At 73.4% G+C, this 12,022-nt stretch carries 12 protein-coding genes and 1 pseudogene; 5 read left to right on the top strand and 8 right to left on the bottom strand.

The features are described from left to right. Positions 1–417: 417 nt before the first annotated feature. From ACGFH8_RS24140 to ACGFH8_RS24115, 6 genes are all read right to left on the bottom strand, one after another. Complete coding sequence (locus tag ACGFH8_RS24140; protein WP_355028749.1) at positions 418–900, bottom strand: phage tail protein; 483 nt, start codon at positions 898–900, stop codon at positions 418–420. 1 nt (position 901) lies between these two features. Beyond that, positions 902–2,161: a phage tail sheath family protein gene (locus tag ACGFH8_RS24135; RefSeq protein WP_393370883.1), complete on the bottom strand. Its 1,260-nt coding sequence runs from the start codon at positions 2,159–2,161 to the stop codon at positions 902–904. Positions 2,162–2,184: 23 nt separating this feature from the next. Beyond that, on the bottom strand, positions 2,185–2,883 hold the full coding sequence (locus ACGFH8_RS24130) for a carboxypeptidase-like regulatory domain-containing protein (protein ID WP_393370881.1): 699 nt from the start codon (positions 2,881–2,883) through the stop codon (positions 2,185–2,187). Then, a complete protein-coding gene (locus ACGFH8_RS24125; RefSeq protein ID WP_393370878.1) occupies positions 2,880–3,488 on the bottom strand; it encodes a glycine zipper family protein in 609 nt (202 codons plus the stop codon). The genes ACGFH8_RS24130 and ACGFH8_RS24125 overlap by 4 nt, the downstream gene beginning before the upstream one ends. Before the next feature lie 13 nt (positions 3,489–3,501). Further along, on the bottom strand, positions 3,502–3,837 hold the full coding sequence (locus tag ACGFH8_RS24120; RefSeq protein WP_110568237.1) for a hypothetical protein: 336 nt from the start codon (positions 3,835–3,837) through the stop codon (positions 3,502–3,504). A 146-nt stretch (positions 3,838–3,983) separates the two neighbouring features. After that, complete coding sequence (locus ACGFH8_RS24115) at positions 3,984–4,778, bottom strand: LppM family (lipo)protein (protein WP_393370875.1); 795 nt, start codon at positions 4,776–4,778, stop codon at positions 3,984–3,986. A 240-nt stretch (positions 4,779–5,018) separates the two neighbouring features. Here ACGFH8_RS24115 and ACGFH8_RS24110 point away from each other — a divergent pair, with 240 nt between their 5' ends. The 3 genes from ACGFH8_RS24110 to ACGFH8_RS24100 all read left to right on the top strand — a co-directional run bounded on the left by ACGFH8_RS24110 (position 5,019) and on the right by ACGFH8_RS24100 (position 7,820). Continuing rightward, positions 5,019–5,999, top strand: coding sequence for an adenosine deaminase family protein (locus tag ACGFH8_RS24110; protein WP_393370872.1), 981 nt, complete (start codon positions 5,019–5,021; stop codon positions 5,997–5,999). 9 nt (positions 6,000–6,008) lie between these two features. After that, a complete protein-coding gene (locus tag ACGFH8_RS24105; RefSeq protein WP_393370869.1) occupies positions 6,009–6,476 on the top strand; it encodes an NUDIX domain-containing protein in 468 nt (155 codons plus the stop codon). A gap of 219 nt (positions 6,477–6,695) precedes the next feature. Further along, positions 6,696–7,820, top strand: a complete 1,125-nt coding sequence (locus ACGFH8_RS24100; protein WP_393370867.1) for an aromatic acid exporter family protein — start codon at positions 6,696–6,698, stop codon at positions 7,818–7,820. 84 nt (positions 7,821–7,904) lie between these two features. On the opposite strand, the pseudogene ACGFH8_RS24095 reads toward ACGFH8_RS24100, so the two are convergent. Next, positions 7,905–8,168 (bottom strand): annotated as a pseudogene (locus ACGFH8_RS24095) (alpha/beta hydrolase); the annotation flags it as partial. A 465-nt stretch (positions 8,169–8,633) separates the two neighbouring features. After that, a complete protein-coding gene (locus ACGFH8_RS24090; RefSeq protein WP_393370864.1) occupies positions 8,634–9,626 on the bottom strand; it encodes a LacI family DNA-binding transcriptional regulator in 993 nt (330 codons plus the stop codon). A 161-nt stretch (positions 9,627–9,787) separates the two neighbouring features. Between ACGFH8_RS24090 and ACGFH8_RS24085 the strand changes: the two genes are divergently transcribed. Then, positions 9,788–11,050 (top strand): MFS transporter, encoded by a 1,263-nt coding sequence (locus tag ACGFH8_RS24085; protein WP_393370861.1) that lies wholly within the window; start codon positions 9,788–9,790, stop codon positions 11,048–11,050. 73 nt (positions 11,051–11,123) lie between these two features. Continuing rightward, entirely contained in the window at positions 11,124–12,020 is an 897-nt protein-coding gene (locus ACGFH8_RS24080) for an aldo/keto reductase (RefSeq protein ID WP_393370858.1), read from the top strand. Positions 12,021–12,022 lie beyond the last annotated feature (2 nt).

Below are 12,022 nucleotides of genomic sequence, written 5' to 3'. Positions count from 1 at the left end.
GCTGGCCCGGTCACCGCAGCCCACCGATCCGGTCCGTCCTGATCGATCCGATCACCGGAGCCGGAGCCAGGTCCAAGGCCCGAGCCGGGGCCAAGGTCGGAGCCGGAGCCAAGACCGGAGCCGGAGCCGGAGCCCGAGCCCGAGCCGCTGGCACGGTCATCGCGCCCCTGCGGCGGTGCCGCAGCGGGCCGGTCGAGGTCCAGGTCGTGCAGCAGACCTGGTGCGTGGGCGGTGACCAGGTCCAGCCAGTGCTGCGGGGGTTCCCCGAAGCGGCGCGGTGTCGCCCCGGGCGTCTCCGGCGGCGGCGGCCCATGGTGTGCGGCGGGCGCACGGGGTGTGCGGTGTTCGCCTGACTCGACCCGCCCGGCGAGGCGCTGCACCGCCCCGGCCGCCGAGCGCAGTCGGCCGGCCAGCCAGCTACGCGGGTGTCGGCGCGGTGGCACCGCCGGTCTCCAACTCCAGACCCTCGTAGCGCAGGGTCAACGCGGCGATGGCGATCTCGTGGCTGAGTGTGTTGAGGTGCGCGCCACGCCACCGGGTGGGCCAGGCGTCGATCAGGTTCCAGCGCAGCACCTCGGCGGTCCCGACCGAGTCGAGCAGCACCACGGAGACGTTGCGGCGGTTGAGGGTGCCCTGCGCGGTGGCGTTCACCCAGTCCCACAGCTCGCGGGAGGCGGTGAGGCCGAAGTGCAGCGTCACCGGCTCGTACTCGGCCTGGCCGGGCACCATCCGCATCCGGCCCAGGCCGTGCTCCCGGTACGGCTGCCCGGGGATGTTCACCTCCAGCCCGGTCATCTCGGTGAAGTGGCCGTTGGTGACGCCGTTGATGAGCAGCCGGAAGTTGTACGCCCGGTACGGGTCGACCGGGGCGCCGGGCTGCGGGGTGGCTGTGGTGGGCATGTCAGCCTCCGATCGTCTCGGTCTCGGTGCCGCCGGCCCACTGGCTCAGCTTGAACACCACGAATTCGGCGGGCTTGACGACGGCGATGCCGATGTGGGCGATCACCATGCCCGCGTCGCGGACGTCCGCCGGGTTGGTCTCCTCGTCGCACTTGACGAAGAACGCCTCCTCGGGGCTGCGCCCGAGCAGCGCCCCGTCGCGCCACACCCGGGTGAGGAACGCCCCGATGTCGCGCCGGATCGAGCGCCAGAGGGTGAAGTCGTTGGGCTCGAACACCATCCACCGGGTGCCGTTGGCGATGGCCTGTTCGATGGCGATGCTGAGTCGCCGGACGTTGAGGTAGCGCCACTCGCTGGCCTCGGCGGCGAGCGTACGGGCGCCCCAGACCCGGATGCCCTCACCGGCGAAGTAGCGGATCACGTTGACGCCCTTGGGGTTGAGCACGTCGTGTTCCGGCCGGGTGACCAGGTAGCCCAGGTCCACGGCCCCACGGACGGGTTCGTTGGCCGGCGCCTTGTGCACGCCGCGCAGGGCGTCGGTACGCGCCCAGATGCCGGCCAGGTGCCCGCTCGGCGGGGTCAGTTCCAACTCGCCGCTGATCGGGTCGCGGACCCGTAGCCACGGGTAGTAGAAGGCGCCGAACTCGGACTGCCGGGGCCGGTACGCCGCCCCCTCGTGCCCACCCGAGCCGCCAGGACCGGCCGAGCCGCCGCCGGTACCAGCCGAGCCGCCGGCCGTACCCTCGGCGGGCTTGGGGGGTTTGCCGGAGGACGGGGTGGCGACCCGGGTCAGCGCGGCGATGTCGTCGATGTCCGGCGCCGGGTCGCAGATCGCGACCATGGTGCGGGTCCGCTCGGCCATGCTGAGCAGCGCCTCGTGCGACACCACGTCGTGGAAGCCGGGTGCGGCGATGATGGAGATCTCGTCGATGGCCTCCAGCAGTTGCAGGCCACCGCGCCGCTGCCCGGTGCCGATGATCGCGCCGCCCTCGCCGACGTTCACCACCCAGCAGCGGGCGCCCCCGTTGTCCAGGAAGCCGAAGACCGCTCGGGCCAGCGGGGTGCTCTCCATCCGTTCTCCGTCGGCGAAGAGCCGCAGGAACTCCGTCCAGTTGTTGACCGGCACCGCCCGGCCCAGTTGGGCGTCGCGGTTCGGGGCGATTCCGACGAAGGCGGCGATGCTGGTGCTCGCCGGGCCGATCGGTCGGGCGCCGCTGGGGACCTCCTCGACATAGATGCCGGGGGAGAAGTAGCTGGGCATCGGTCCTCCTGTGCGGGTGGGCGTCAGTGGGTCGGTGGCGCGCAGACGATGACGAGGTCGGGTTCGCCGGGGTCGACGTCGGCGGTGAGGACGAGCCCACGCCCGGTCAGTCGCAGCCGGGCCGGGAACGGGTGCTCGGGGTCATGCGGGACGCCGACGAGCCGAAAACGACCGTCGGAGTCGGTGCGGGTGGCGGATCCGGTGGCCGACAGCTCGACCCGCATCGCGGTGAGCGGCTGGTCCTCGGGGCCGACCACCCGGCCGGTGAGCGTGCGTACCTCCAGTTGCCGCAGCCGCAGCGGTCGCAGCACCGGCGGTGCGGCCGGGGTCGGGTGGTCGACCTGCGCGGGTACGTCGATCAGCAGCGCCGGACGCGGCGCGACGCCGAACGCCGCCCACAATGGCGGGTCACCCGCCTCCAGGACGACCGCGTAGCTGCCCTCGCTGGTGGCGGTGGTGAGCACCCGGTCCAGCCGGGGCAACCCGGCCGGCCCGGTCACGCAGAGCAGGTAGCGGACCGTGAACCGGTACGGTTCGCGGACCGCGCCGCTGGAGCGGGTCTGCCGGGCCGGGCGCAGCTCCAGCGGCCAGAGGGTGAGGCCGGCGGCGTCGCCGCCGGTGCGGGGCGGGCCGATCGGGACGGGTTCCCCCGCCGCGCTGGTCAGCCAGGCGGCCAACTCGGCGGTGGTCGTCTCGATCGGTCCGCGCCCGTGGTCGGTCATCGCGGCGGCGTCCCCTGGATCCGGTACGCGATGGCCTCGTTCCAGACGTGCGGGTAGACGCCGATCTCGAAGTACCTGGTGAACCGGTTGATCGGGGCGTTCGCGTGGTCGTGGTAGAGCAGCCACACCGGGGCGATGGTGAACAGCACGTAGTTCGCCAGCACCAGCGGGATGTAGAGCGGGCCGAGCAGGCGGCCCTGGAAGATGTGCACGTCCTCGTGCCGTTGGATGCCCGAGCTGGAGCCGGCGCAGACGGTGCCGATGGTGGTGGCGTAGCGGGGCGAGACCCCCTGCACCACGCTGACCCGGCCGCTGCCCGACGACGTGGGCCGGTCCAGTGAGTGCCCGAAGACCAGGTGCACGGTCAGGTAGATGGCGCCGACGACCGTGTTGAGCAGACTCCAGGTGTGGTCGACGACGAAGAGGAAGATGCCGCGGGCGTCCGCCGCGTACACCCCGGCGGAGGCCACCGCCCAGCCGAAGACCGCGCCGACGAGCAGGCCCACGACGGCGCCGACCAGAAGCCCGATCGGGCCGCCGGCGAGGAAGCCGAACAGGGCGCCGAGGATGACCTGGATCGCCGCGCTGAGAACTCCGAAGACCATGACGTCATCCCCCTCAGACCCAGGAGCGGAAGATTTTGGGCTCGCGACCGCTCGCGAGTTGGGTCGGCGTCGCCTGCCGGTTGCCGGGCGGGAACTGGCTGACGCCGAGCGCGGCGGAGAAGATGACAAGCGCGTTGAAGAACGCGATGATCCACTTCTCGCCACCGACCTCGTCCGCGAACGCCGCGGTGAGGTAGGACAGCAGGAGCGCGATGACGATGGCGATCCACTTGCGGAGCTTGTCGCCGCTGGGGCCGATCAGCCCCCCGATGACGTTTGTGGCCAGCAGGGTGGCGGCGCTCGCGCCGGCGATGGTCCCCAGGGCTGCCCAGGTGAAGAGATCGTTCATGACGATCCCCCTTTTCTGCGATGGTGCGACCGGGATGTGGTGGTGGTGAGGTCCGGTGCTGCCGGGTGGCAGCGCCGGGGCCGGTCGCCGTCGTCTCGGGGGCGGCCGGGGCCGGGCGTGGCCGGCTCAGCCGGCCACCGGGTGGATCAACCGGGCCCCGGGGCGCCGGCGGGCGGGCCCGGCGGTGTCGGTCCGGGCGAGGTCGGACCGGGGGCGGCCGGCGCCGTGGGCCGCCGGCGTCGCAGCAGGAGTACGCCGACCGCGGCGAGCAGCAGCAGCAGGAGGAGCGCGCCGCCGACGATAAGCGGCCATCCGATGCCGCCGTCGTCAGCACCGGCGGCGGCCGGCGAGGTGGACGGTCGGGGTGGCGCCTCGGCGACGGCGCGTAGCTCGCTCGGCTTGTCCTGGTTGGAGTCGACCTTCCAGCTGACCGACCGGCCGTTGACGGTGCCGTTGCTGTCGATCACCCGGCCGGGAAATGTCACCGAGATCTCGAACGACATCAGCTTGAGGAACGCCTGCTGTTGCTGCGGATTCTGCTGCGCCACCTTTCCGCCGTATTTCGACGGATCGAGGGGCAACGTGAAACGGTACAAGTCGCCGTTCCGGACCAGTTTTACGCTCTCCGTGTCGAAACCCGCCAGCGGCGCTTTGCGATAACTGATCTGGGCGCCGAAGAGTTTGTCGTCCTCGTACCGGGTCTCTTCCCCCGCCGGCAGGGCGGGAATGTTTTGCCGCAGCTCCGCGAAGGCCGCTGGGATGTTCTTGTTTCGTGAGGTCAGCAGGGACTTCTCGGCGGTCAGCAGCAACTGCCCGTCGACGGTGTCGTCGGCGTTGACGGTGAGCCCCATGTTGAGTTGCATGCAGCCGCCCAACACGGCGACCAGAAGGAGACACACCGCGACGCGGAGTGCCTTACCGCGGTTGACTCTCCTGTTCATGGGATCAGTGTGTGTGATCCATTTCACCATCGGCAGTCAGCGATCAGTCACAAGGCAGTCGCCGATTGTACCGACGCACTGTCATATGTGACCGAGGCGGATCGGGGCGCCTATTGACTACTCTGGAGCTTTGGGGTCGAGAACAGTTTTCCGGTGGTGATCCCCCGCGTGGGGGAGGTCGGCCCGGACCGGGGTGCGGCAGGCTGGACCCACCCGTTCGACCATCCCCCGAGGACAGCGATGACGCCGGCTCAGCGCCACACCCCGAAGATCGAACTACACGTCCACCTGGAGGGAACGGTCCGCCCGGCGCTGCTCGCCGAGCTGGCCCGCGGCCATCGCCTCCCGGTGCCGGCCGAGACGTCCGGAAGGTTCGACGACCTGTACGACTTCATCGCCACCTGGAACGCGATGACGACAGTGCTGCGGACGCCGCAGGACTACCGGCGGGCACTGCTGGCCTACGCCGCGGAGGCCGCCCGCGACGGCGCGGTCCACCTGGAGCCGATCGTGGACGCCGAGGAGCGGCTCGGGTTGGACGGCTGGGCGAACCTGCTCGCCGCGCTTGTCGACGCGGCGACCGAGGCCCGCGAGTCGTACGGGGTGTCGATCGGGTTGACCCCGCAGGTCTGCCGGGGGCACGACGTCGACTTCACCGAGAGCGCGGCCCGCGTCGCCACCCGGTTCGCCGGGCAGGGGGTGGTCGGCTTCGGGTTGTCCGGCGCCGAGGGGCGGCACCCGACCACGCCGTACCGCCGGATGGTGGAGCTGGCCCGCGACGGCGGTCTGCCGTTCGTGCCGCACGCGGGCGAGGCGGCCGGGCCGGAGGCGGTCCGCGAGGTGCTGGCGATGGGCGCGGTCCGGGTCCGGCACGGGGTGCGGGCCGTGGAGGACCCGGAGCTGGTCGCCGAGCTGGCCGCGCGGGGCGTCGTGTTGGACGTGACGCCCACCTCCAACCTGCGCCTCGGCGTGGCCCGCGCGGACCTCCCCCATCCGCTGACAGTGCTGACCGACGCCGGGGTCACCTGCTCGGTGTCCACCGACGACCCGGCCATCTTCGACATCACCCTGGCCGACGAGTACGCGTTCGCCGCCCACCTCGGGGTGACCCCCGCGACCGCCTACGCCGCCGGCCTGCGCGGCATGCTCGGGGACGCCGCCGACCACGCGCGGCTGGTGGCGGTGGGGGAGCAGGCGTACGGGGGCGGCACACCCGCCTAAGCTGAGCCGGTGATCGTCGTCGCGTGTGTGCTGCTGGTGGATCCCGACGGGCGGCTGCTGCTGCAACTGCGGGACACCGAAGCGATGTACCACCCGGACGTGTGGGGGCTGCCCGGCGGCCACGCGGAGGCGGGGGAGACGCCGGAGCAGACCGCCGAGCGGGAGCTGTGGGAGGAGACCGGCCTGCGTGCCGACGGGCCGCTGCGCCTGATCGCCGTGCAGCCGCGTCCCGAGCTGGATCGGGAGATGCACTACTTCCTGGGCCGCACCCGGGCCCGACAGGAGGACGTGGTGCTCGGTGAGGGCGCGGCGATGGTCTTCGTGCCCGGCGACGAGGTGCTCAACGGTCGTCCCTGGACGCCGGGCACCGTCGAGGTGCTGACCCGGTTCCTCGCCGCACCCGACGACACCGCCGCGTTCACCGGCCCGACGCCCGCCGAGTCTGCTCAGTCGGCCGGAGGTCGCCAGTCGGCGTAGCGGGCCATGCTGCGCAGGGCGGCCCGGGGCGGGGTGAGGCGCAACACGGCGTTGCGCAGCGCGAAGGCGACCGGGCTGTGCACCTGTCACCGGAAAGTAGTGAGCCGTCCCGGTCCGCGACCGCACCCGGGAGCAGCCCGGTGAGCAGGGCCGGCACGGAGTGGGAGACGATCGCCTCGGGCTGCCGTGGGCTGACGGCGGGTTGAGCAGAGGGTGGCGATGGTGCGGTTCAGTGGCCTGCGGACGGCCGGCGGGCGGCTGCGGCACGGCTGGCGGCCGGTGCTGGAGGCGACCGTCGCGGCGACCGTGGCGTGGCTGCTGGCCACCCGGTTGCTCGGGCACCCGCAGCCCTTCTTCGCGCCGGCCGCGGCGCTCATCGTGCTCGGTCAGACCCGCGGTCAACGTATCCGCCGGGCCGTCGAGGTCGTGCTCGGGGTCGCCGCCGGGGTGCTCGTCGCGGACCTGGTGGTGCAGGCACTCGGCCCCGGCAGCACCTGGACCGTCGGCACCGTCATCCTGCTCACCGTCCTCCTCGCGGTGGCCTTCGGCGCCACCGGCGTGACGCTCGTGCAGGCCGCGGTCTCCGCGCTCTACCTGGTGGTGGTCGCACCGCCGGACGGGTCGTTGGTGCCGAACCGGTTCGTCGACGCCCTCGTCGGCGGCGCGGTCGCGCTCGCGGCCAGCCTGCTCGTCGACGCCCGGCACCCCCTCGCGCCGCTGGTCGCCGAGGTGCGGCGGACCTTCGACGAGCTGGCCGGGCTGCTGGGCGGGATCGCCGACGCGCTGGACCGCGGCGACGAGACCGCCGCGTTCGCGGCGCTGACGCAGGCCCGGGGGATGGACGCCCGGGTGGACGGGCTGCGGGACGGGGTGTTGGCCGCCGGTGAGGCGCTGCGGCTCAACGTCCGGCGACGCCGGCACATCGGTCGGCTGCGGTCGGTGGACGAGTCGATCCGGCAGATCGACTACGCGGTCCGCAACGTCCGGGTGCTGGCCCGCGCCGGCGTGACGCTGAGCCGGCTGCACACCCCGGTGCCACCGGAGCTGGGCGCCGCCCTGCGATCGCTTGCCGAGGCCGTCCGCCAGGCCGGTGCCGCGCTCGCCGCCGACCTCGACGGCCAGGACGAGACCGCCGAACGGCACGGCAGCCGGGCCGACGAGTCCGCGTTGGCCGCCGTGCGCACCGCCGGGCAGCTCTTCGGCGCCACGCCTACCCTCCCCCTAGCCATGATCATCGGTCAGGTCCGGGCCACGGCCATCGACCTGTTGCGCGGTGTCAACCCGGAGGGCGACGCCGCCGTCCTCGCCCGCGTCGACGAAGCCCTCGGCCTGCCCGCCGTCTGACGTCTGCACGGGAGCGCGCGGGGCGCCGGATGCGCTGGTGAGCCACCTGGTGGCGGAGTCGCGGATCGGGGCGGGGATCTCGTGGCCGCCGGGAAACTCCTCGTAGGTGACGTCGTAGCCGAGCCCGCGCAGGTGGGGAACGAGGCGGCGGCTGCACACGTCGATGGGCAGCACCCGGTCGTCGACACCGTGCGAGACGAAGATCCGTGGCCGGCCGTGGGTGGTCGGTGGCGCGGCGAAACCGGGGGAGAAGGCCAGCACCGCGTCGACCAGCTCGCCGTTGGCCAGGCCCAGCGAGAGCGCGTACGAGGCGCCGTCGGAGAAACCGCCGAACGTCACGTCCCGCACCGGGTAGCCGTCGAAGACGGTCCGCAACAGCCCGTCGACACGCCTGACGTCCGCCCCGAACCCGCCGGCGATCAGGTCCCAACTGGCCGCCGACGACTCCGGGGCGACAAGCAGCAGGTGCCGCGCGTCCGCCACCGGCGACAGCAGGTCCAGCCCCTGTCGCGCGGAGCCACCCGCGCCGTGCAGGAGCAGCACCAGCCGGTACGCCGAACCGTCGGTTGCCGGCTCCGGAACGTACGCCAGCGCCCGCCGCTCCCCGTCGGGGCCGGTCAGACGCAGCAGGCCGGTGGGCCCTGGCGCCACCGGCGGGTGCAGGCGCGCGGTCAACCGCCCGTGCCGGTAGTCCGGGGGCGGCTGCGCGGAGTCGGACACGGCCTGCGCTCCTCGCGGTCGACGCAACGTCCGACGCGGTTACCCGGGCGGCCAGGGCTTAACCGTCGGCGTCGGGCAGGAACGCGCGGACGCTCAGGCGCTGGAGCGGGCCACCAGGGTGGACGGGAAGAGAGTCACCCGGGCGGCCGGACGCCCGTCCAGCAGGGCGGTGGCCGCGGCGACGGCGATCCGCCCGACCGGGTGACTCGCCGTGGTCAGCGCCGGGGCGGTCATCCCGGCCAGCGGGATGTCGTCGAAGCCGGCCACCGCGACGTCGCCGGGCACCCGTACACCGGCGTCACGCAACCCCGCGATCACGCCGAGCGCGGTGTCGTCGCTGATCGCGTAGATGGCGTCGACGTCCGCCCAGCGGCGCAGCGCCTCGCCGGCCGCCGACCGGCCGCGCGCCGCCGTGAAGTCCCCGGTGATCTCCCACTCCGGCAGGCCGGCCTGGCGCATCAGTCGGCGGTACGTCTGCACGGGGCGTTGCGCGCAGGGCAGCCAGCGGGGGCCGGTCACCATGGCGATCCGGCGGCGACCCGCGGCGTAGAGGTGGCGCAGCACCGCGTCCGAGCCGGCGGCGTTGTCGACGTCGAACGACGGCACGGTCGCCGAGCCGACTCCGATCGAGACCACCCGGCCGCGCATTGACCCGGGCACCGCCGCCAGCAGATCCTCGGTGGTGTTGACCAGGATCACCCCGCACACGGTGCGGTCCCCGGCGAGCTGGTGCAGGCCGCGGGGGTCGCCGAGCGGCAGCCAGTGCAACGCCACCCCGACACCTGCGGGTGTGCACACCCGGGCGGCCGAGCCGACCACCTGGTGGACGTACGGGTCGTCCAGCACCGCCGGGCTGGCCGCCTGGGCGGCCACGACCAGTCGTACGCCGCCGCCGCCGCGGACCAGCGCCCGGGCGGCCGGGTTCGGCACGTAACCGAGCTGGTCGACGGCCGCCGTGACCTGTTGCCGAGCTGCCGGCGACGCGAACCCCGTGCCGGCGATCACCCGCGACGCCGTGGACCGCGACACCCCGGCTATCCGGGCGACGTCCTCGAGGGTGGCCGCTCGCTGTGCCGCTGTCGTCATCGTCGCCTCCCCGAGCCGGCCCGTCCGGTCGGACAAACGCCTGTTTCACATCATGCCCTGGCCTGTGCGTCGCCGGTAAGGGGCGGTTGCCGGTTGTGGTGGTAGCGCTCTCAGGTGTGCGATCGTGCCAGGAGACCACCCCGAGGAAGAGGACCTGCCCCGTGAGCGCCCCCACCAGTCGACCCGTTGCCCCGGACACCGCACCACCGCCGTCGCGCGCCGTGCTGCTGGCCCGCAACGGCGTCGCTGTCACCTTCACCCTCAACGGGCTGGCCGTCGGTAGCTGGTTCTCCCGGGTTCCGGCGGTCCGCGACGCGTTGGACCTCTCCGCCGGTCGGCTCGGGCTGCTGCTGCTGGCGATGAGTGTCGGCGCGCTGCTCGCCATGCCCACCTCCGGCCTGCTCGCCCAGCGGTTCGGCGCGGCCCGCACCGTCACGATGGCCACCGTGATTGTCGCGATCGGCCTGAGCGTGGCGGGGCTGGGCGCGACGATGACCGGGTCGTTCGCCATCGTGGCCCTGGGGTTGGTCGCCCTCGGCTACGGCTCCGGCGCCTGCGACGTGGCGATGAACGTCGAGGGCGCCTCGGTGGAGCGACGACTGGGTCGAACGATCATGCCCCGCTTCCACGCGGGGTGGAGCCTCGGTTCGGTGGCCGGAGCGGGGCTCGGCGCCGCGGCTGCCCGGTTCGACGTGCCGGTCGGCGCGCACCTCGTCGCGGTCGCGGTGGTCGTGTTGACCGGCACCGCGCTCGCCGCCCGGACGTTCCTGCCCGTCGTCGTCGATCACACCGGCGACCCGGCGAACGCGACCCCGGCGGCCCGCCGTCGGGCGCAGCTCGCCGCCTGGCGGGAGCCGCGCACCCTGCTGATCGGGCTGTTCGTGCTGGTGGCGGCGTTCACCGAGGGTGCCGCCAACGACTGGCTGGCCGTCGCGTTCGTCGACGGTCGGGACCTGAGCGAGGCCGCCGGCGCGGCGGTCTTCGGTGTCTTCGTCGTGGGCATGACCATCGGGCGTACCGCGGGAACTGTCGCCCTGGACCGCTGGGGTCGGGTGCCGGTGCTCAGCGGCACCATCGGGCTCGCCGTGGTCGGCGCGGGCCTGGCCGTGTTGGCGGGCTCCGGGCCGCTGGCCATCGTCGGCGTCGCACTGTGGGGCCTCGGCGCGTCGTTGGGCTTCCCGGTCGGGATGAGCGCGGCCGCCGACGAGGAGGCGCACGCGGCGGTGCGGGTGAGCGTGGTCGCGGTGATCGGCTACACCGCGTTCCTGGGTGGGCCACCGCTGCTGGGGCTGCTCGGCGACGGGGTCGGCACCCTGCGCGCGCTGCTTGTGGTGCCGCTGTTGCTGCTGCCGACCCTGCTGTTGGTGCGGGTGCTGCGCCCGCCGCACCCCGCGGAAACCGCTCCGTCAGCCCACAAAAACTAACCCAGTTCGCCGTCGGGCGGTATCGGGTGCGCGGCCGACTGCGCCGCGTACCCGCCCTGGCTAGGGTCGCCGAATGCCAACTGACGAGATCACCGCCGCCGCGGCGGGCACCTGGACCCTTGGCGACCGCACCGTGCGCCGGATGGGCTTCGGCTCCATGCGGATCACCGCGAACCCCGACCGCGACCGGGCCCTCGCCCTGCTGCGCCGCGCCGTGGAGCTGGGCGTCAACCACATCGACACGGCCGCGTTCTACGTCTCGCCCGGCGGCGTCCTGCGGGTCGGCACCGGGCCGGCCCGCTACGCCACCGAGTTGATCCGCGCGGCGCTCGCCCCGTACCCGGACGATCTGGTGATCGTCACGAAGGTCGGCTTCGGGTACGACCCGGAGGCGGGCTTCACCGAGGCGCTCACCCCGGCGCAGTTGCGCGCGCAGGTCGAGGAGAACCTCCGCCGGCTCGGCCGCGACCAGCTCGACGTGGTGAACCTGCGCCTCGGCCGGGGGCCGGGCGCGGTGCCGCTCGCCGACCGGTTCGGCGCGCTGGCCGAGTTGCGGGCCGCCGGGCTGATCCGACACCTCGGGCTCTCCAACGCCCGGCCCGAGCACCTGGACGAGGTGGCCGCCATCGCGCCGGTGGTCTGCGTGCAGAACAACTACGGGGTGGACGCCTACCGGGAGCAGGACGCGTTCGTGCGGCTCTGCGGGGAGCGGGGCATCGCCTTCGTGCCGTTCTTCGCGCTGGCCGGCACCGGTCGGGAGGCGGGCGCGGGCGCCGCGCAGAGCGAGGCCGTCGAGGCCGTCGCCCGCGCCCACGGCGTCACCCCGCAGCAGGTACGCCTGGCCTGGACGCTGCACCAGGGCCCGCACGTGCTCGCCATCCCCGGCACCGCGAACCCGGACCACCTGGCGCAGAACGTGGCCGCGGCGGCCCTACGCCTGACCCCGCAGGACCTGACCCGGCTGCGGTGATC

The sequence above is a fragment of the Micromonospora sp. NPDC049175 genome (assembly GCF_043197345.1).
Lineage (GTDB): Bacteria > Actinomycetota > Actinomycetes > Mycobacteriales > Micromonosporaceae > Micromonospora.
This window is presented reverse-complemented; position numbering and strand designations above follow the sequence as displayed.

Excerpts from the sequence above, each read along its gene's own strand:
- ACGFH8_RS24080 (WP_393370858.1), top strand. The coding sequence starts at position 11,124 with ATGCCAACTGACGAGATCACCGCCGCCGCGGCGGGCACCTGGACCCTT.
- ACGFH8_RS24090 (WP_393370864.1), bottom strand. The coding sequence starts at position 9,626 with ATGACGACAGCGGCACAGCGAGCGGCCACCCTCGAGGACGTCGCCCGG.
- ACGFH8_RS24140 (WP_355028749.1), bottom strand. The coding sequence starts at position 900 with ATGCCCACCACAGCCACCCCGCAGCCCGGCGCCCCGGTCGACCCGTAC.
- ACGFH8_RS24125 (WP_393370878.1), bottom strand. The coding sequence starts at position 3,488 with ATGGTCTTCGGAGTTCTCAGCGCGGCGATCCAGGTCATCCTCGGCGCC.
- ACGFH8_RS24135 (WP_393370883.1), bottom strand. The coding sequence starts at position 2,161 with ATGCCCAGCTACTTCTCCCCCGGCATCTATGTCGAGGAGGTCCCCAGC.
- ACGFH8_RS24100 (WP_393370867.1), top strand. The coding sequence starts at position 6,696 with ATGGTGCGGTTCAGTGGCCTGCGGACGGCCGGCGGGCGGCTGCGGCAC.
- ACGFH8_RS24120 (WP_110568237.1), bottom strand. The coding sequence starts at position 3,837 with ATGAACGATCTCTTCACCTGGGCAGCCCTGGGGACCATCGCCGGCGCG.
- ACGFH8_RS24130 (WP_393370881.1), bottom strand. The coding sequence starts at position 2,883 with ATGACCGACCACGGGCGCGGACCGATCGAGACGACCACCGCCGAGTTG.
- ACGFH8_RS24115 (WP_393370875.1), bottom strand. The coding sequence starts at position 4,778 with ATGAACAGGAGAGTCAACCGCGGTAAGGCACTCCGCGTCGCGGTGTGT.
- ACGFH8_RS24110 (WP_393370872.1), top strand. The coding sequence starts at position 5,019 with ATGACGCCGGCTCAGCGCCACACCCCGAAGATCGAACTACACGTCCAC.